Source organism: Sphingomonas sp. SORGH_AS_0870, assembly GCF_031453175.1.
In the GTDB taxonomy this organism is placed as follows: Bacteria; Pseudomonadota; Alphaproteobacteria; order Sphingomonadales; family Sphingomonadaceae; genus Sphingomonas.
Genome location: NZ_JAVIYW010000002.1, coordinates 3266436 through 3283986 on the forward strand (window position 1 = coordinate 3266436; position 17551 = coordinate 3283986).

The 17551-nt window shown below is 66.7% G+C and carries 25 protein-coding genes; 16 read left to right on the plus strand and 9 right to left on the minus strand.

From position 1 onward, the window contains the following. The first annotated feature begins 9 nt into the window (after nucleotides 1-9). Nucleotides 10-918 (plus strand): NAD(P)/FAD-dependent oxidoreductase, encoded by a 909-nt coding sequence (locus QE363_RS15070; RefSeq protein WP_309696539.1) that lies wholly within the window; start codon nucleotides 10-12, stop codon nucleotides 916-918. Here QE363_RS15070 and rimM read toward each other — a convergent pair. The 4 genes from rimM to ffh all read right to left on the minus strand — a co-directional run bounded on the left by rimM (nucleotide 908) and on the right by ffh (nucleotide 3584). Then, nucleotides 908-1360 carry a ribosome maturation factor RimM gene (gene rimM / locus QE363_RS15075; protein ID WP_309698220.1) on the minus strand — a complete coding sequence of 151 codons (453 nt, stop codon included), beginning with the start codon at nucleotides 1358-1360 and terminating at the stop codon, nucleotides 908-910. The genes QE363_RS15070 and rimM overlap by 11 nt on opposite strands. 13 nt (nucleotides 1361-1373) lie before the next feature. Beyond that, complete coding sequence (locus tag QE363_RS15080) at nucleotides 1374-1514, minus strand: hypothetical protein (RefSeq protein WP_309696541.1); 141 nt, start codon at nucleotides 1512-1514, stop codon at nucleotides 1374-1376. Between the two features lie 106 nt (nucleotides 1515-1620). Then, nucleotides 1621-2004 carry a 30S ribosomal protein S16 gene (gene rpsP, locus QE363_RS15085; RefSeq protein WP_307099925.1) on the minus strand — a complete coding sequence of 128 codons (384 nt, stop codon included), beginning with the start codon at nucleotides 2002-2004 and terminating at the stop codon, nucleotides 1621-1623. A 56-nt stretch (nucleotides 2005-2060) separates the two neighbouring features. Beyond that, entirely contained in the window at nucleotides 2061-3584 is a 1524-nt protein-coding gene (ffh, locus tag QE363_RS15090; RefSeq protein ID WP_309696544.1) for a signal recognition particle protein, read from the minus strand. A gap of 241 nt (nucleotides 3585-3825) precedes the next feature. On the opposite strand from ffh, the gene QE363_RS15095 reads away from it, so the two are divergent. Next, nucleotides 3826-5370, plus strand: coding sequence for an EAL domain-containing protein (locus QE363_RS15095; RefSeq protein WP_309696546.1), 1545 nt, complete (start codon nucleotides 3826-3828; stop codon nucleotides 5368-5370). On the opposite strand, the gene QE363_RS15100 is transcribed toward QE363_RS15095, so the two are convergent. Next, a complete protein-coding gene (locus QE363_RS15100) occupies nucleotides 5345-5920 on the minus strand; it encodes a DUF924 family protein (protein ID WP_309696548.1) in 576 nt (191 codons plus the stop codon). The two genes, QE363_RS15095 and QE363_RS15100, sit on opposite strands and share 26 nt — an antisense overlap. Here QE363_RS15100 and mtaB point away from each other — a divergent pair. From mtaB to QE363_RS15115, 3 genes are read left to right on the plus strand one after another with little or no spacing between them, the layout of a single operon-like run. Next, on the plus strand, nucleotides 5919-7163 hold the full coding sequence (gene mtaB, locus QE363_RS15105) for a tRNA (N(6)-L-threonylcarbamoyladenosine(37)-C(2))-methylthiotransferase MtaB (RefSeq protein ID WP_309696550.1): 1245 nt from the start codon (nucleotides 5919-5921) through the stop codon (nucleotides 7161-7163). The two genes, QE363_RS15100 and mtaB, sit on opposite strands and share 2 nt — an antisense overlap. Then, nucleotides 7160-8095, plus strand: coding sequence for a signal recognition particle-docking protein FtsY (ftsY, locus tag QE363_RS15110; RefSeq protein ID WP_309696552.1), 936 nt, complete (start codon nucleotides 7160-7162; stop codon nucleotides 8093-8095). Before mtaB ends, ftsY begins: the two co-directional genes overlap by 4 nt. Beyond that, complete coding sequence (locus QE363_RS15115; protein ID WP_309696554.1) at nucleotides 8092-8706, plus strand: septation protein A; 615 nt, start codon at nucleotides 8092-8094, stop codon at nucleotides 8704-8706. Before ftsY ends, QE363_RS15115 begins: the two co-directional genes overlap by 4 nt. A 264-nt stretch (nucleotides 8707-8970) precedes the next feature. Here QE363_RS15115 and QE363_RS15120 read toward each other — a convergent pair whose 3' ends face one another. Further along, nucleotides 8971-9582 carry a superoxide dismutase gene (locus QE363_RS15120; RefSeq protein WP_309696556.1) on the minus strand — a complete coding sequence of 204 codons (612 nt, stop codon included), beginning with the start codon at nucleotides 9580-9582 and terminating at the stop codon, nucleotides 8971-8973. Nucleotides 9583-9648: 66 nt separating this feature from the next. Then, a complete protein-coding gene (pspF, locus tag QE363_RS15125) occupies nucleotides 9649-10695 on the minus strand; it encodes a phage shock protein operon transcriptional activator (RefSeq protein WP_309696558.1) in 1047 nt (348 codons plus the stop codon). Between the two features lie 175 nt (nucleotides 10696-10870). Between pspF and QE363_RS15130 the strand changes: the two genes are divergently transcribed. The 9 genes from QE363_RS15130 (at nucleotide 10871) to QE363_RS15170 (ending at nucleotide 14111) form a co-directional block, all read left to right on the plus strand. Continuing rightward, nucleotides 10871-11017: a hypothetical protein gene (locus QE363_RS15130; RefSeq protein WP_309696560.1), complete on the plus strand. Its 147-nt coding sequence runs from the start codon at nucleotides 10871-10873 to the stop codon at nucleotides 11015-11017. A gap of 29 nt (nucleotides 11018-11046) precedes the next feature. Continuing rightward, complete coding sequence (gene pspA, locus QE363_RS15135; RefSeq protein WP_307099944.1) at nucleotides 11047-11715, plus strand: phage shock protein PspA; 669 nt, start codon at nucleotides 11047-11049, stop codon at nucleotides 11713-11715. Between the two features lies 1 nt (nucleotide 11716). Continuing rightward, nucleotides 11717-12010 carry an envelope stress response membrane protein PspB gene (gene pspB / locus QE363_RS15140; RefSeq protein WP_307099945.1) on the plus strand — a complete coding sequence of 98 codons (294 nt, stop codon included), beginning with the start codon at nucleotides 11717-11719 and terminating at the stop codon, nucleotides 12008-12010. A gap of 1 nt (nucleotide 12011) precedes the next feature. Further along, nucleotides 12012-12395 carry an envelope stress response membrane protein PspC gene (pspC, locus tag QE363_RS15145; protein ID WP_307099947.1) on the plus strand — a complete coding sequence of 128 codons (384 nt, stop codon included), beginning with the start codon at nucleotides 12012-12014 and terminating at the stop codon, nucleotides 12393-12395. A 40-nt stretch (nucleotides 12396-12435) separates the two neighbouring features. Then, nucleotides 12436-12732, plus strand: a complete 297-nt coding sequence (locus QE363_RS15150) for a hypothetical protein (RefSeq protein WP_307099949.1) — start codon at nucleotides 12436-12438, stop codon at nucleotides 12730-12732. 13 nt (nucleotides 12733-12745) lie between these two features. Next, nucleotides 12746-13045 carry a hypothetical protein gene (locus tag QE363_RS15155; RefSeq protein ID WP_309696564.1) on the plus strand — a complete coding sequence of 100 codons (300 nt, stop codon included), beginning with the start codon at nucleotides 12746-12748 and terminating at the stop codon, nucleotides 13043-13045. Between the two features lie 27 nt (nucleotides 13046-13072). Next, entirely contained in the window at nucleotides 13073-13330 is a 258-nt protein-coding gene (locus tag QE363_RS15160; RefSeq protein WP_307099954.1) for a hypothetical protein, read from the plus strand. 33 nt (nucleotides 13331-13363) lie between these two features. Beyond that, complete coding sequence (locus tag QE363_RS15165; protein ID WP_307099956.1) at nucleotides 13364-13603, plus strand: hypothetical protein; 240 nt, start codon at nucleotides 13364-13366, stop codon at nucleotides 13601-13603. A 106-nt stretch (nucleotides 13604-13709) separates the two neighbouring features. Further along, nucleotides 13710-14111 carry a SufE family protein gene (locus QE363_RS15170; protein ID WP_307099959.1) on the plus strand — a complete coding sequence of 134 codons (402 nt, stop codon included), beginning with the start codon at nucleotides 13710-13712 and terminating at the stop codon, nucleotides 14109-14111. Between the two features lie 204 nt (nucleotides 14112-14315). Here the strand turns inward: QE363_RS15170 and QE363_RS15175 are convergent, their stop codons facing one another. Together QE363_RS15175 and QE363_RS15180 are read right to left on the minus strand one after the other, a co-directional pair. Beyond that, complete coding sequence (locus tag QE363_RS15175; RefSeq protein ID WP_309696568.1) at nucleotides 14316-14612, minus strand: (2Fe-2S) ferredoxin domain-containing protein; 297 nt, start codon at nucleotides 14610-14612, stop codon at nucleotides 14316-14318. Further along, entirely contained in the window at nucleotides 14609-15148 is a 540-nt protein-coding gene (locus QE363_RS15180) for a J domain-containing protein (protein ID WP_307099963.1), read from the minus strand. Before QE363_RS15180 ends, QE363_RS15175 begins: the two co-directional genes overlap by 4 nt. Nucleotides 15149-15333: 185 nt before the next feature. Between QE363_RS15180 and QE363_RS15185 the strand changes: the two genes are divergently transcribed. Together QE363_RS15185 and QE363_RS15190 are read left to right on the plus strand one after the other, a co-directional pair. Continuing rightward, entirely contained in the window at nucleotides 15334-16914 is a 1581-nt protein-coding gene (locus QE363_RS15185; RefSeq protein ID WP_309696571.1) for a SulP family inorganic anion transporter, read from the plus strand. After that, the gene (locus tag QE363_RS15190) at nucleotides 16911-17549 is read left to right on the plus strand and encodes a carbonic anhydrase (protein WP_309696573.1); all 639 of its coding nucleotides are present in this window, start codon (nucleotides 16911-16913) and stop codon (nucleotides 17547-17549) included. Before QE363_RS15185 ends, QE363_RS15190 begins: the two co-directional genes overlap by 4 nt. The last annotated feature ends 2 nt before the right edge of the window (nucleotides 17550-17551 follow it).

Consider the following 17551-nt stretch of genomic DNA (forward strand, 5'->3'; position numbering starts at 1 on the left):
GGCTGCGCCATGGACGATTGCATCATCATCGGCGCGGGGCCTGCCGGGCTGACCGCCGCCATCTATCTCGCGCGCTATCATCTGCGCATCCGCCTGTTCGACAGCGGATCGAGCCGGGCCGCGATGATCCCGTGCACCCATAACCATGCCGGCTATCCCGACGGGATCAGCGGCAAAGCCCTGCTCGCCCGGATGTACGAGCAGGCCCGACGTTACGGCGCGCATTGCATCCCGCACCGCGTGACCGGCATCCAACCACAGGACGAGGGCTTTCGCGTCACCACCGACGGCGCGACCTATCACAGCCGCAGCGTCCTGCTGGCGACCGGCGTGGTCAATCACCGGCCCCGCCATCTGCTGCCCGAAGTCCATGACCCGGCGCTGGAGCGCGGGCTGCTCCGCTATTGCCCCGTCTGCGATGGCTATGAGGTCACGGACAAGCGGGTCGGCGTGATCGGCACCGGCGATCATGGCATGCGCGAGGCGCTGTTCCTGCGAGGCTTCACCCGTGACGTGACGCTGATCGCCCCGGAGGCCGAGCATGCGCTCGACCCCGCCTGTGCTGAGGCGCTGGACGATGCGGGGATCGCACGGGTCGACGGCCCGTGCGGCGGCTGGGCGGTCGAAGGAGACCAGCTGGCGCTCGACACCGCCAGGGGGCGGATGCGCTTCGATAGCGTCTATCCGGCGCTGGGGTCGCGTATCCGGTCGGAGCTGGCGATCGCAGCGGGCGCGAAGGCGGACCCCGGCGGTTGCCTGGAGGTCGACGACCATCAACGCACCTCGGTCCCCGGCCTGTTCGCGGCAGGGGATGTGGTGAAGGGACTGGATCAGATCAGCCACGCCATGGGCGAGGCGGGGGTCGCGGCCACGACGATCCGCAACATGCTCGACCGGCAACAGCCGATCAGGCGATAAAGGCGCGTTCCACGATCAGACGCTCGCGATCCCATTCGGGCACCGCCTCGACCTTCATCGGCACCATGAAGCGGCGGCCATCGGGTCGTTCGATCTCGAGCACGTCGCCCGCGCCGAAATTCTCGATCAGCGCGACATGGCCCAGCTCCTCGCCATCGCTGGCGATCGCGGCAAGGCCGATAATGTCGGCATGATAATATTCGCCTTCCTCCAGCGGAGGAAGCGCCGAGCGCGGCACCGTCAGTTCGGTGCCCCGCAGCGCCTCGGCGGCATTGCGGTCGGTCACCTCGGCGAAGCGCGCGATCACACCGTTCGAACCGTCACGCGCCGATTTCAGCGTCAGCGCACCGCCGTTGAATGAGCGATAGGCCGACACATCGTCGGCAAAGACCTTCAACCGAACTTCGCCGGTAATGCCATGCGCGCCGATGATGACCGCCAGCGTGACGTGCGGCTCACCCGCTGGGGGAGTCGCTTTCCCCGTTGGGGGTGTCGTCGCCGCCTTCGGCGGGGTCGGGGGCGGAGACGCCTTGGTTGGTCGCGTCGTCATGGTCGTCGGGTGCGGTCCGGGGATCGGGTTCGGTCGGCGGGGTCATGCTCTTCTCCTAAGCCATGGGCTTGGGGGAACGCATGGCCCCGCATTCCGATGCCTGGGACGGGCCCGATCGTGACCGACCGGTGCCCATCCAGGATCAAGGCCGATTAGGCCTCGGCGGTTTCGGCCGGAGCGTTGGCGGCTTCCTGAGCGGCCTTCAGCTTCTCGGCACGCTCTTCGGCGCGCTCGGTGGCCTTTTCGCCGGGCTTCGCCTTGTTCGGGTTGTTGCGCGCGGCGCGCTCACGGACACCGGCGGCGTCCAGGAAGCGGGCGACGCGGTCGGTCGGCTGCGCGCCATTGGCGAGCCAGTGCTTGGCGCGCTCGGCGTCGAGCTGCACGCGCTGCTCATTGTCCTTGGCGAGGAGCGGGTTGTAGTTGCCGATCTTCTCGATGAACTTGCCGTCGCGCGGCGCACGGGCGTCGGCCACCACGATGCGGTAGTAAGGGCGCTTCTTGGAGCCACCACGCGACAGACGAATGCTGAGAGCCATATTTCAGTCCTTGGAGTAAAAGTTCAAAATTACCGGCGTTCCGTCCGGCGCGGGGGTTATTTCTTCTTGAGAAGATTCTCGAAGCCGGGGGGAAGCTTGGGCATTCCGTCGGGCAGCTTGCCGCCGCCCAGACCACCGAGGCCGCCGCCGGGCAGGCCGTTGCTGCCCGCCTTGTTGAGCATCTCGCCCATCTGCGGACCGCCCAGCGCATTGCCCAGGCCGCCAAGGCCGCCCTTGCCCAGCATCGACATCATGCCCTTGATGCCGCCCATCTTCTTGATCTTCTTCATCGCCGTGGACATTTCCTGATGCATCTTCAGGAGCTTGTTCACGTCCTGCACCGTGGTGCCCGAACCCTTGGCGATGCGGATCTTGCGCTTGGCGTTGATCAGCTCGGGCTTGGTGCGCTCCTTGGGCGTCATCGAGGTGATGATCGCATCCATGCGGAGCAGGATCTTGTCGCCACCGGCCTCGGCCAGCGCGCCTTGCGCCTTCTTCATGCCGGGCATCATACCCGCCAGCGCGCCCAGGCCGCCCATGCGGCGCATCTGCTGGAGCTGGCCGCGCAGGTCGTCCATGTCGAACTGACCCTTGGCCATCTTCTTGGCCATGCGCTCGGCATCTTCCTGCTGGATCGTCTCGGCCGCGCGCTCGACGAGGCTGACGACGTCGCCCATGCCGAGAATGCGACCCGCGACCCGTTCAGGGTGGAAGGCTTCCAGCGCATCCATCTTTTCGCCGACACCGGCGAACTTGATGGGCTTGCCCGTGACCGCGCGCATCGACAGCGCCGCACCGCCGCGCGCATCGCCGTCCATGCGGGTCAGCACCACGCCGGTCAGCGGCACCTGCTCCGAGAAGCTGGTCGCGACGTTCACCGCGTCCTGGCCGGTCAGCGAGTCGACGACGAGCAGGATTTCCTGAGGCCGGGCGATGTCCGCCACCGCCTTCATCTCGTCCATCAGCGCCTGGTCGACGTGCAGGCGACCGGCGGTGTCGAGCATCAGGACATCATAGCCCTGGAGCTTGGCGGCCTGCATCGCGCGCCGGGCGATCTCGACCGGCTGCTGCCCGGCGATGATCGGCAGGGTCGCGACCTCGACCTGGGTGCCCAAAGTCGCCAGCTGCTCCTGCGCGGCCGGACGGTTGACGTCGAGCGAGGCCATCAGGACCTTCTTGCGCTCGCGCCCCGACAGGCTGGCGCTCGACAGCCGCTTGGCGATCTTGGCGGTCGTCGTCGTCTTGCCCGAGCCCTGGAGGCCGACCATCATCACGACGGCGGGCGGCGCCACGTCGAGCAGCAGCTCGCTGGCATCCGCGCCCAGCATCGCGACCAGCGCGTCATGGACGATCTTGACGACCTGCTGGCCCGGCGTGATCGAGCGCAGGACGTTCTGGCCGATCGCCTGTTCGGTCACCTTGTCGACGAAGTCGCGGGCGACGGGCAGCGCGACGTCGGCTTCGAGCAGCGCGACGCGAACCTCGCGCATCGCGGTGCGGACATCCGCTTCGGTCAGCGCGCCACGGCCGCGGAGGCGGTCGAAAACGCCGCCAAGCCGATCGCTCAAGCTGTCGAACATCGCCTCACCTCATTACGCCGGTCCGGGGACCGGGGTTCAAACACCAACGCCGCCCGTCCAAACGCAAAAGCGCCGGCGGGCGAAACCTCGCCGGCCAGCGTGCACCCTTGGGCGCTTCTCTTCACGTTCCGCGACGGAACTTCGGCGGGGTCCTTATGGCAAAAGCCGGACGCGCGCAAGCCATGGCCGCCACATCGCGGCGTTAACCTGTTGTACACTCCTTACATGCGAACCATTCGCCATGCGGGGTCCGTCCGACATCACAGCCAAGCCGATGGCCTCGACGCGGTTCTTCGCCATGGCCGTGGCGGGTGGCGCGCTGCTGGTCGCGATCGCCATCCTGCTGATCGAACTCGGCCATGACACACCGGCCAAGATCGTGCTGTTCGCCGCCGCGATCGCGCTGACCATCGTCTATTGGCGATTGCCCGCCAGGCGTCCGAACCGGACGAGCGTGCCGGACCAGCATGACCCGCTGACCGGACTGGCCAACCGCCCCTTCTTCCACGACGCCGGGCAACGGATGATCGCGACGGCGTATCGGCGCCAGCGCGGAGTCGCGCTGCTGCTGCTCGACATCGACCGGTTCCGCGCCATCGCCGGCTCCTTCGGCCATGAAGCGGGCGACGCGCTGCTCCAGCATGTCGCCAAGGTCCTGCGCGACGAGGCCCCGTCCGAGGCGATCGTCGCGCGGTTCGAGGGCGACTGTTTCGGCTGCCTCATACCCGTCGCGCCGCGTGGCCGCGACCGGATCGAAAGGCTGGCCGAGCGGCTCGCGATCCGCCTGGGCCAGCCCGTCCGGCTGACCGACCAGGAACTCGCCCCCCGCGCCGCGATCGCCATGGCGCAGGTCGAGGGGATGTCGGCGACGATCGACCAGCTGGTGCGCAAGGCCGATCTCGCGCTGATCGCCGCCAAGACGCGCGGAGACGGCAAACCGCTATGGTTCGACCCCGCGATGGAAAGCGCGATGGCCGAACGCAACGCGATCATCGCCGACCTGCGCATCGCGCTGGCGCACAACCACATCTGTCCGCGTTTCGAGGCGCAGGTCGATCTGGGCACCGCGCGCCTGACCGGGTTCGAGGTGTCGGGCCATTGGGATCATCCGACGCTGGGCTGTATCTCGGCCGACCGTTTCATGCCGGTCGCCGAGGCGTGCGGGCTGTCGGGCGAGGTATCGCTGGCGCTGATGCGACAGGCCATGGCCAGCGCGCGCGACTGGGACCCGTCGCTGACCCTGTCCTTCCCGCTGGCCGCCTCGCAGTTCCAGGACGCCTGGCTGGCGCAGAAGGTCATCAAGACGCTGACCGAATGCGGCTTTCCCGCGCATCGGCTGGAGATCGAGATCACCGAGCATGCGCTGTTCGCCAATATGGCGCTGGCCCAGACGATCGTGCTCAGCCTGAAGAACCAAGGTATCGCCCTGGCGCTCGACGCGTTCGGCAGCGGCTATTCCAGCCTCGCCCATTTGCGCGCGCTGCCCTTCGACCGGGTGCGGATTGATCCCGACTTCATCCGCAACATGATCGCCGACCCCGATTGCAGCGCGATCGTCACCGCCATCGTCCAGCTGGGCGACAGCCTGCACCTGCCGATCGCGGCCAAGGGCCTGCGCGACGCCGGGACCGAGGAGCGGCTGCGCGAGATCGGCTGCGCGCATGGCCAGGGGCCGCTTTACGGTCCGCCGCTTGATCTGGCGCAGGTGCGCCAGTTGCTGGCGGAGAAGCGGCTGCTGGCCGGCATCGCCGCCAGCACTTCTACCAGCCCGCGTCTGGCTGGCTGAGATAATCGCGCTCCGCCTCGGTCGTCGCCCGGCCGAGCGCCTCGTTCCGACTGGGATAGCGGCCATAGCGCCGGATGACGTCGCGGTGATCGCGCGCGAAGGCGAGATTGGTCTCGCGCCCCAGCTCGGTGAACTTGGCGACGCTCAGATCCTGCATCGCGCGCGACTCGGCATGCATCAGCGGCATATAGACGAACGCCAGCCGTTCGGGCGGGTAGCGATCCTCCCACCCCGCATCGATCGCGGTCAGGCACAGGTCGAGCGCCAGCGGATCGGCGGCAAAGGCCTGGGCAGAACCCCGATGCAGATTGCGCGAAAACTGGTCGAGCAACAGGATCGCGGCCAGCAGCGTGTCGGGATCGTCGCGCCAGCCGATCGCCTCGGTCGCCAGCACCCGGTCGCGCAAGGCTCCGAAGCGTTCGGCGATGATCCGGTCGAGTTCGTCGTCCTTCGCGAAGTGCTTCTCGGGCGGCAGACCGAACCAGAAGTCGAGAATGTCCTGCGTCTCCGCGTGGACACGTGCCTCATCCATCCCTAGATCGGCGGTCATGTCGTCCCTCCCTGGGCCCGAGATCATCAGTCTGGGCTGTCGCCTCAACATCGCCGAAAGCGAAACGATCCGCGCGCTTGCCGCTGGTCGGGGGGACATGGTCGTCGTCAATAGCTGCGCCGTCACCAACGAAGCCGTCAAGCAGACCCGCGCCGCGATCCGCCGCGCGGCCAAGGCGCGGCCCGATGCGCAGATCGTGGTCACGGGATGCGCGGCGCAGATCGACCCCGCCAGCTTCGCCGCCATGCCCGAGGTCGCGCGCGTGCTGGGCAATGCCGACAAGCTGCGCCCCGAAAGCTGGGCCTCGGCCGAACCGATGCTGGTCGCCGACCTGTCGCGCGTGGTGGAGACCGCACCGCATCTGGCCGCCGCCTTTGCGGGCCATGCGCGGGCGTTCGTGGAAGTTCAGAATGGCTGCGACCACGCTTGCACCTTCTGCATCATCCCTACCGGGCGCGGCCCCAGCCGCTCGGTCCCCGCCGGGCTGGTGATCGAGCGCATCGCACGCGCGGTCGAGCTGGGCCACCGGGAGGTCGTGCTGACCGGCGTCGACCTGACCAGCTATGGCCATGACCTGCCCGGCCAGCCCAGCCTAGGCCTTCTGGTCGAACGGATCCTGACCCACGTCCCCGCCCTGCCCCGGCTGCGGCTGTCCTCGCTCGATTCGATCGAGATCGACGACCGGCTGTTCGAGCTGGTGACGGGTGAGGCCCGGGTGATGCCACACCTGCATTTGTCGCTCCAAGCGGGCAGCGACCTGATCCTCAAGCGGATGAAGCGCCGCCACAACCGCGCGCAATCGGTGGCGATCGTCGAGCGGCTGCTGACCGCGCGACCCGATATCGCGATCGGCGCGGACCTGATCGCGGGCTTCCCGACCGAGGACGAGGCGATGGCGGCGGATACACTGGCGCTGATCGACGATTGTCGGATCGTCCATGCGCATATCTTCCCCTATTCGGCGCGCGACGGCACCCCTGCCGCGCGGATGCCGCAGGTGCCCCACCCGCTGCGCCGCGAACGCGCCGCCAAGCTGCGCGAAGCCGCCGCGCGCCGCCGCCGCGACTGGCTGGCGCGCCAGGTCGGTGCGACCCGCGACGTTCTGGTCGAGCGGCCGGGCACGCGCGGCCATGCGCCCGACTTCGCCGACATCCATTTTTCCCCCGCCGCCGAACCGGGCAGCATCGCCCGCGTTCGGATCACGGCGGCGACCGAAACCCATCTGATCGGACAATTGGCATGAGTTCTTCCTCCTCCTGGCACGAAAAGCTGCTCGGCGGTTTCCGTCGCACCTCGGATCGGCTGGTCGGCAATCTCGCCGGCCTGGGCACCGCACGGCTCGACGAGGAGACGCTGGACGAGATCGAGGAAGCGCTGATCGCCTCCGATCTCGGCCCCGAAACGGCGGGCCATATCCGCAACCGGCTGGCCGATGGCAGCTTCGAGCGGAATATGGAGGACCTCGGCATCCGCCTGGTCGTCGCCGAGGAGGTGGAGAAGGCGCTGGCCAAGGTCGCCACGCCGCTGGAGATCGACGCTTTCCCCCGGCCGCAGGTGATCCTGGTCATCGGCGTCAACGGGTCCGGCAAGACGACGACCATCGCCAAGCTGGCGCATCTGTTCATGGAGCAGGATTACGGCGTGATGCTGGCGGCGGGCGATACCTTCCGCGCCGCCGCCATCGGCCAGCTCGCCACCTGGGCCGAGCGCGTGGGCGTGCCGATCGTGTCGGGCAAGGAAGGCGGCGACGCGGCGAGCATCGTCTATGAGGCGGTGAAACAGGCGACCGCGACCGGCATCGACGTGCTGATCGTCGACACCGCCGGACGCCTTCAGAACAAGCGCGAGCTGATGGACGAACTGTCCAAGATCCGCCGCGTGCTGGGTCGCCTGAACCCCGAGGCGCCGCATGACATCCTGCTGGTCCTCGACGCGACCACCGGCCAGAACGCGCTCAACCAGATCGAGGTGTTCAAGGACGTCGCGGGCGTCACCGGGCTGGTCATGACCAAGCTGGACGGCACCGCGCGCGGCGGCGTGCTGGTCGCGGCAGCGGAGAAATACGGCCTGCCCATCCATGCGATCGGCGTCGGCGAGGGCATGACCGACCTGCGCCCCTTCGACGCCAATGAGGTCAGCCGGATCATCGCGGGCATCGAGGGAGGCCGCAAATGAGCGCCCCCGAGAAGGAGGCGAGCGCCGGCCTGAAGGCGGGGATCGAATATGGTCCGCTGGTCCTGTTCTTTGCGGTCAATTTCCTGGCGCCGATAGGACCGCTGACCCGCGTGCTGGTCGCCACCGGCGTCTTCATGGCGGCGACCGTGGTGTCGATGATCATCAGCAAGGTGAAGCTGGGGCGCATTTCGCCGATGCTGTGGCTGTCGGGCGCGCTGGTTGTCGTGTTCGGCGGGCTGACCCTCTATTTCCATGACGAGCGCTTCATCAAGATGAAGCCGACCATCGTCTATGCGATGTTCTCGGCAATGCTGTTCTTCGGGCTGGTGACCGGGCGGCCGCTGATCCAGATGGTGCTGGGCAGTGTCTATTCGGGGCTGACGCCCGAGGGCTGGCGCAAGCTGACCCGCAACTGGGCGATCTTCTTCGCCTTCATGGCGGTGCTGAACGAGGCGGTGTGGCGCAATTCGACCTGGGATTTCTGGGTCGGCTTCAAGCTGTGGGGCGCGATGCCGCTGACGCTGGGCTTTGCCGTCGCGAATATTCCGATGCTGTTGAAGCACGGGCTGAACGCCGACGCCGCCAAGGTGGACGAACCGCCGGTGGAGTGACGATCCTCCCCACTCCCGGCACGACCCCGGCGAAGGCCGGGGCCCAGTTGCGGTGAGTTGGGAGGCGCGGTCAGACTCCGCGTGGGAGGCAATGGCGGCCGGTGGCATTTGCCTCCCCCTCGCCGCTCCAGCACAACCTCGACTTGGTGGCAACTGAGCCCCGGCCTTCGCCGGGGTGGAGCACATTTTTAGGGTACAGGAACCAGAAAGGGCGGCCCCTCGCGGAGCCGCCCTTTCCTTTATCCGAACCGGATAGCCGCGAAATTACGCGACCGCCGCCTCGTACCGGCGACCGGCCTCGTCCCAGTTCACGACGTCCCACCAGGCCTTCAGATAGCCCGGACGGTCGTTCATATAGGTCAGGTAATAGGCGTGTTCCCACACGTCGTTACCCAGGATCGGCGTGCCCTTGTCGGCGACGACGTCCATCAGGGGGTTGTCCTGGTTCGGGGTCGAGGTGACCTTCAGCTTGCCCTCGGCATCCGCGATCACCCAGGCCCAGCCCGAACCGAACTGGCCCGCGCCCTTGGTGTTGAACTCTTCCTTCAGCTTGTCGAGACCGCCGAACGCCTCGATCGCCTCGGCCAGCTTGCCAGAGGGCTGGGTCGTGCCGGGCTTGGTCATGATCTTCCAGAAGAAGTCATGGTTCCAGAAGCCGCCGCCATTGTTGCGGACGACCGCCGGGGCCGACGAGATGGTCGCCAGGATCTCTTCGATCGACTTGCCCTGGAGCGACGAGTCCGCCGCAACCGCCTCGTTCAGCTTGTTGGTATAGGCGGCATGGTGCTTGTCGTGGTGGAAGGTCATCGTCTCCTTGGAGATGACCGGCTCCAGCGCGTCATAGTCGTACGGAAGGGGCGGCAGTTCGAAAGCCATCGTAAATGCTCCTTTGGGGTTTGCCTGTGGCAACGCCGGGCGTCTCAAATGGCTCCCCGAACGGAGTTACGCAACCGTTCCGATCAGATCATGGCGACGAAGCGCATGGCGAAGCTGGTCATAGGACAATCCCAGCGACTCGGCGGTCGCCCGCTGGTTGAAGCGATTGTCGGCCAGCGCCTTGGTCAGCAGCTCGCGCTCGAACCGCGCCACGCGCGACTTGAAGTCGGACGGGCCGACCTCGCATGCCGCCACCTCGTCGCCGTCATTGGGCGGCACGGGGGTGCTCCCCTGCCCCGCCCCCTCGCTTTTCGCGGCGGCGGGCGACTGGCCCTGCGGACGATAGGGCGAGCGGAACGGATCGATCTCGATCGCGTCCACCGGCCCCTCCCGGTCCCAGCGATAGACGGCGCGCTCGACCACGTTGCGCAGCTCGCGGACATTGCCGGGCCAGCGATGCTCCATCAGCGCATCGGTCGCCGCCGCGCCAAAGCCCGGCCAGTCGTTCCAGCCGATCTCGGCCGCCATCCGCCGCCCGAAATGATTGGCCAGCACCATGATGTCGCTCTTGCGCGCGCGTAAGGGGGGCAGCGTCACCACCTCGAAACACAGCCGGTCGAGCAGGTCGGCGCGGAACTGGTGCGCGGCGACCTTGTCGGGCAGATGCTCGTTGGTCGCGGCGACGATGCGGACATCGACCCGCAACGGCCGCGACGAGCCGATCCGCGTCACCTCGCCATATTCGACCGCGCGCAGCAGCCGGTCCTGCGCCGCCATCGACAGCGTGCCGAGTTCGTCCAGGAACAAAGTCCCGCCATTGGCCTCCTCGAACCGCCCCGCGCGCGCCTTGGTCGCGCCGGTGAAGGCGCCCGCCTCATGGCCGAACAATTCGGCCTCGATCAGCGACTCAGGCAGCGCGGCGCAGTTCATCACGACCAGCGGCTGGTCCCATCGTCCGCTCAGGCGGTGGAGACGCTCGGCGACCAGCTCCTTGCCGGTCCCGCGCTCGCCGATGACCAGCACCGGGCGATCGAGCGCGGCGGCGCGGCTCGCCCGTTCCAGCGCATCCAGAAAGGCCCCCGACTGGCCGATGACCTGACTCGTTCGCTCCATTCCCAACAGGTGGCGGAATTTCCCAAGCCTTGGCAAGGGCGCAATCGTTGCCGCGCCGCAACTATTTCACAAAATGTTGATTTTACGCCATTTTTGAAATTGGCACGCACCCTGCAATGCTTCTGGCATCCCGCCACCGAGCGGACCGAAACAAAGATATCAGGGAGTTTCCACCATGTTCGCCACCAACGTCACCCGCCAGATCGCCGCCATCGCCTGCACCGTCGTGATGAGCGCCACCTGCCTGCTGGGCGCCCTCGCCCCCGCGCATGTCGCCACCGCCACGGCCCCGGTTGCAGCGATCGAGACGCCGATCGCATAATCACGCATTCCGCCATCAAGGAGTATCCGATGGGCATTTTCTCCCGCACCCGCGACATCGTCGCCGCCAATTTCGCCGACCTGCTGGACAAGGCGGAAGACCCCGCGAAGATGATCCGCATGATCATCCTCGAAATGGAGGAAACGCTTGTCGAGGTGCGCGCCTCCGCCGCCCGCACGATCGCCGACCAGAAGGAAATCCGCCGCCACATCCTGAAGCTGGACCAGCTTCAGGACAGCTGGACCGAAAAGGCCGAGCTGGCGCTGTCGAAGGACCGCGAGGATCTGGCCAAGGCCGCGCTGATCGAGCGTCAGAAGGCCGCCGACATGGCCGACCAGCTAAAGGCCGAGGTCCAGGTGCTCGACGATGCGCTGCGCGCGTCGGAAGAGGATATCGCCAAGCTGCAGAACAAGCTGCGCGAGGCGCGGACCAAGCAGAATGCGGTCCAGACCCGTCTGGAAAGCGCCAACAACCGCTATCGCCTGCGCGAGATGTGGAACGGCCCCAAGACGCATGACGCATTCAGCCGCTTCGACATCCTCGAGCGCAAGGTGGACGAGGCCGAGGGCCGAGCGGAAGCGCTGGGCCTGGGTGCCAGCCCGAAGACGCTGGAGGAGGAAATCGCCGAGCTGCGCGCCTCCGACCGGGTCGATGCCGAACTCGCCGCGCTCAAGGCGCGCCTGAACAAGGGAGAGTGAGATGGACGACGTCGCTGTACCCTTCATCCTCTTCGGCTCGCTCTTCGTCGCGCTGCCTTGGCTGATCCTGCACTATGTCACCAAGTGGAAGCAGGCGCCGAAGATCACCCATGAGGACGAGCAGCTGCTCGACGAACTTCATATGCTCGCCCGGCGGCTCGAAGATCGGCTTCACACCGTCGAGCGGATCGTCGCCGCCGACAATCCCAACTTCAAACCCGGCCTGTCGCAGTCCGAATGGCGCTCCGAAAGCCGCCTCGGCCAGCACGACTACAGCCTCGATCGGAGGAATTGAGATGACCGCCAGCCGCACCAATTTCTACCTCGACAAGCAGAATGCCAAGTTCAAGGGCGTGTGCTCGGGCATCGCCGACTATACCGGCGTCGATGTGATGTGGGTCCGCGTCGCCGCGGTCCTGCTGACCATCACCGGGGTCGGCATGCCCTGGGTCCCGATCGCCTATATGCTGATCGCCTGGATGGCGAACGCCAAGCCGCTGGGCCTGTACCAGTCGGACGAGGACGCCAAGTTCTGGCAGGGCGTGCGCAGCAATCCGCGCCGCTCGACCGCCGAGGTCCGCTCGAAGTTCCGCGACATCGACCGCCGCCTCGCCGATATCGAACTGCATTACACCAGCCGCAACCGCCAGCTCGCCGACGAGATCGACAGCCTGCGCTGAGCCCGGCCTGCACATCAACTATCCTATGGGAGTATGGATTATGTCTTGGGGAGGACCGGGTTTCGTCCTGGCGATCATCGCGATGTCGACGATCGGTTGGGTCGTCACCACCTGGATCCGTGCCAAGCACGGGTACAGCCTGGACGGCGAATGGGGCGGCATGGTCGGCAAGACCGGCATGGCCGACGAACGCAAGGTCGAACTGCTGACCGCCGAGAACCAGAAGCTGGTCGGCCAGGTTTCGCGCCTCGAGGAGCGGATCGCGGTGCTGGAGCGCATCGCCACCGACCCCGCCGAGCGAACCGCCCGCGAAATCGACGCGCTGCGCGATCGCTGAGGGAGAGCGGATCATGAAGGACATCGTTCCCGTCCTCGGCATTCTGATCCCGATCCTGGGCATCAGCTGCGGCCTGGTCGCCATCATCGGCGGCGTGTTCCTGAAGCCCTGGTTCGCCTATCGCGAAAAGCGGCTGGCCACCGAAGCCTCGATGGTCGCGGAGAAGGCCGCGCAATATGCGGCCCAGACCGAGAAGCTGGAACAGCGGGTCCGGGTGCTGGAACGGATCGTCACCGATCGCGGCCTGGCGCTGAGCAACGAGATAGACGGCCTGCGCGTACCGGGCGAGACGCCCGTCCGCATCGAACACTGACAACAAGAATAAAGGGGAGTTTCCGCCATGTCCGGATCACAGTTCATGGTCGTCATGATCGTCGCGATCGTCATGATCGCCAGCATCTTCAAGTCCAAGCATCGCCGCTCGCCCGGCCTCGACATCGTCGAGCATCTGCGCGGCGAAGGCGCCCGCGACACCCAGGCGCTGCGCGGTGAAATCCAGCAGCTCAAGGAGCGTATCCAGGTTCTGGAACGCGTCATCACCGACCAGCACAAGAGCATCGATCTCGACCGCGAGATCGAACGCCTGCGCGACCGCTAATCCACCCATTGATACGGACAGGGAGCCCGGATCATGACCGACACCAATCTTTACATCGTGATCGCGACCGCAGGCCTTGCGGGGCTGGCGATGATCGTCACCGCAGGGCTGGCCGGATGGCGCGGCTGGTTGCAGCTCAAGAGCCGCGAGTTCGACCGCGCGCACGACATGCCCTACCCGCCCGCAAGCTCCGCCTCGTCGCGGATCGAAATGGCGGACCTGAAGGAACGCATCCGCAAGCTGGAAGCCATCGCCGCAGGCGTCGACCTGTAAGAAGGGGCGCGGGACAAGCGGGAATGGCCCTCCCCTTGCTCGTCCCACCACCGACCGGCGACCACCGGCTTGTCGTCGGCGCATGCACCGGGTAGCGGACATTGCCATGTCCGACCTTGCCGAAATCCGCGACGAATATGAATTCCTCGACGCCGACGATCGCTATCGCCTGCTGATCGATCTCGGCCGCGCGCTGGAGCCGATGCCCGAGGCGTTGAAGACCGACGCGACGCTGGTGCGCGGATGCTCGGCCTCGGTCTGGGTCTATCCGACCAAGGGGGATGGCGAAGGGCTGCACTTTCTGGCGGACTCGAACGCGGCGATCACCAAGGGGATCATCGCCCTCGTCCTCAAGACGGTGCAGGACCGGACGCCCGCCGACATCCTGGCGACCGATATCGAGGGCGAGCTGGCACCGTTCGACCTGAAGAACCAGCTGAGTTCGAACCGGACCCAGGGGATTCCGAACATGATCGCGCTGATCCGGGAGACGGCGGGGCGGTATTGATTTGTGGGTTGGGGCTCGGTGAGACCCCATGCCCTCCCCCATCCCCTCCCGCTTGCGGGAGGGGCGTGCTTCGTGGCTAGCGTTGTTCCCCGCCAACAGAAGCTCGGCCGCCTGACCCCCCGCCCAAGCCTCTGGCCGCTCCCCTCCCGCGCGCGGGAGGGGATGGGGGAGGGCATGGGGTCTCACCGAGCCCCCGCTAAAACCCTAAGCCCCCCGCCCCACTCGCGCCGCGATCGCCTCGACATCCTCGTCCGGCGTCACCACCAGCCATTCGCCCGGACGCCGTCCGTCGACCAGCGTGACCGCATTCTTCGGGCACAGCCCCAGGCACTTGGTCTCGATCACCCCGACCGAGGCCTTGCGCCCCTTGCCGAAGATCCGCCGCAGCGCCTTGGCCAACGGGGTCTTGCCCTTGGGGCCGAAGCCACCGCCGACCTTTTTCGAGCATTTGCCGCAGATCAGAACCGTCGCTTCCCAATCCGCCTTGGCGCGGCGGATCATTCGGGCTTCCAGCTCCGCCGCTCCTCGGCGGCGCGCAGGACCTCATAGGCGGCCTGGACCTGCTGGAATTTCTTCGCCGCGTCGGGATCGTTGGGGCGGATGTCGGGATGGTTGGCCTTGGCCAGCCCCCGCCAGGTCGCGCGGATCAGGTCGAACTCGGCATCCGCCTCCAGCCCCAGCGCCTCGAGCGCGCGCATCTCGTCGCGCGAGCGGGTGCCGTCGCCCGGCCCGGCCCAGGCCTGGTGCTTGGACTGGGCATAGCCCGCACTGGTCCGCCGTTCGGACGCCTCGCGCGCGGCGGCCTCCTCGGCGCTCAGCCCCTGAAAATAGTCCCAGCCGCGATTATACTCGGCGGCATGCGCCTCGCAGAAATACCAGCGGTCGGGGCTGTTGGGCGATTTGGGCGCGGGGCAATTGCCCGGCTGGTCGCAGCCATGCCGGTCGCAGATTCGCACGGGCTTGGCCTCCCGCGCCGCGCCATAGCTGCGCCAGCGAGGAAAGCCCCAGTCATTGGATCGGGTAGAAGATCGCGCCACCCGGCCGATTTAGGCGAGTTGCGCGGCGGTGCAAGCATCGTGGCGCTGCTTTGCGTCATGCACGGCCAAAATCGCCGTGCGAAATGCTTGACCGTCCGACCACGGCTCGTTCATGACACGGACGTCATCATATGTTCACGTCCGTATCGGGCATATGCTGCACCCACTCATTTCACGGAGCGATCGTGGCCGAGCGTCCTTCCTTCCTGGCCACCGCAAGAGCGGATGTGCCGGCCTCGATCGTGGTGGCGCTCGTCGCGCTGCCGCTCTGCCTGGGCGTCGCCGTCGCCTCGGGCGCGCCGCCCTTCGCGGGCATGATCGCCGGGATCGTTGGCGGGCTGGTCGTCGGCTTCCTGTCCAAGTCGCCGCTGTCGGTCGCGGGGCCCGCCGCGGGCCTGACCGTGATCGTGTTCGAGGCGATCGAGCGGCTGCCCAGCTTCCAGGTCTTCCTGCTGGCGGTGGTGCTGGCGGGCGTCCTCCAGCTCGCCTTTTCCTTCACGCGGTCGGGCGTGCTGGCCGAGTTCGTCCCCTCGTCGGTCATTACGGGCATGCTGGCGGCGATCGGCCTGATCCTGATCCTGAAGCAGATTCCCCATGCGATCGGCTATGACGGCGATTTCGAGGGCAGCTTCGAATATGCCAGCCGCGCGGGCGGCAACACCTTCACCGATCTGTGGTCCAGCGTCAGCCGCGACATCGCGCCCGGCGCGGTGCTGATCGGGGCGGTGTCGCTGGCCTTCCTGTTCTGGTGGGATCACGCCAAGCCCAAGCAGGGCCCGTTGCGCCTGCTCCCTGGTCCGCTGGTCGTGGTGGTGATCGGCGTGGTCGGCAACATGGTCCTGGGCGCGGTGCGGCCCGAATGGCAGCTGGCGGGCAGTCATCTGGTCCGCGTCCCGGTCGCCGGCAGCGCGTCGGAATTTGTCGGCCAGTTCCAGCTGCCCGATTTCTCCGCCATCGGCATGGGCGCGGTGTGGACCACCGCGATCACGCTGGCGATCGTCGCCAGCCTGGAGTCGCTGCTCAGCGTCAAGGCGGTGGACGAACTCGATCCGCGCCGTCGCACCACCGACAAGAACTGGGAGCTGATGGCGCAGGGCGGCGGCAACATCGTGTCGGGCCTGCTCGGCGGCCTGCCCGTCACCTCGGTGATCGTACGCTCCTCGGCCAATGTCGATTCGGGCGCGGAGAGCAAGCTGTCGACCATGCTGCACGCCACCTGGCTGCTGATCTCGGTCGCACTGATCCCGGCGGTGCTGAACCTGATCCCGCTGGCCGCGCTCGCCGCCGTGCTGATCGCCACCGGCTACAAACTGTGCAAGCCCAAGCTGTTCACCGAGCGGTACAAGCAGGGGTGGAGCCAGTTCATCCCCTTCATCGTCACCATCCTGGCGATCCTGCGCACCGACCTGCTGATCGGCATCCTGATCGGCCTGACCGTCGGCTTCGTCTTCGTCGTGGCGCGCAATTTCCGCCCGGCGCTGACCTATGCCTATGACGATGGCGACTGCCTGATCCGCGCGCGGCGCAACCTGTACTTCATCCATAAGTACGAGTTGCAGAAGGCGCTGGCCAAGGTGCCGGACGGCGCCAATCTGCTGATCGACCTGTCCTCGACCTCCTATGTCGACCTGGACAATGTCGACATCATCAATGCCTTCATCAAGGGCGCCGATTATCGCGGGATCACCGTGATCGTGCGCAGCGACGTCGCCGAACGGACCGCGCCGCTGATCAAGGCCCCATCGACCGGAGTGCGCTACGCATGAGGGAATATAAGCAGCTGCTGCTCGCCAATAAGGCCTGGGCGACCGAACTGCTCGAGGAGAAGGTCGACTTCTTCCAGCGGCAGACCGTGGGGCAAAAGCCCGATTTCCTGTGGATCGGCTGTTCGGACAGCCGGGTGACGCCCGAGCAGATGACGATGACCCCGCCGGGGGGCATGTTCCTGCACCGCAACATCGCCAACCTCGTCCATGACGACGACCTGAACCTGTTGTCGGTCGTCCAATATGCGGTCGACGTGCTGAAGGTTCGCCATGTCATCCTGTGCGGGCATCATGGCTGTGGCGGGGTTCTGGCGACGCTGAAGGGCGGCACCGAGGGGCCGGTCGACCAGTGGCTGGGCAATGCGCGCGACGTGCTCCACCGCCACCGCGAGGAAATCGACGCCCAGCCCGACGAGGCGGCCAAGGTCAACCGGCTGGTCGAGGTCAATGTCATGGAGCAGCTGCGCCATCTCGCCCGGCTGAACACCATCCAGAAGGCCTTTGCCGAGAAGCGCGAGCTTTGGCTGCACGGCTGGGTCTATGACATTCGCGACGGACATATCAAAACCCTGCTGGAGATCGACGCCGACACCGATCTCGACGGGCTGGAGCGACCGGACAAGGTCCTGGTCTGACC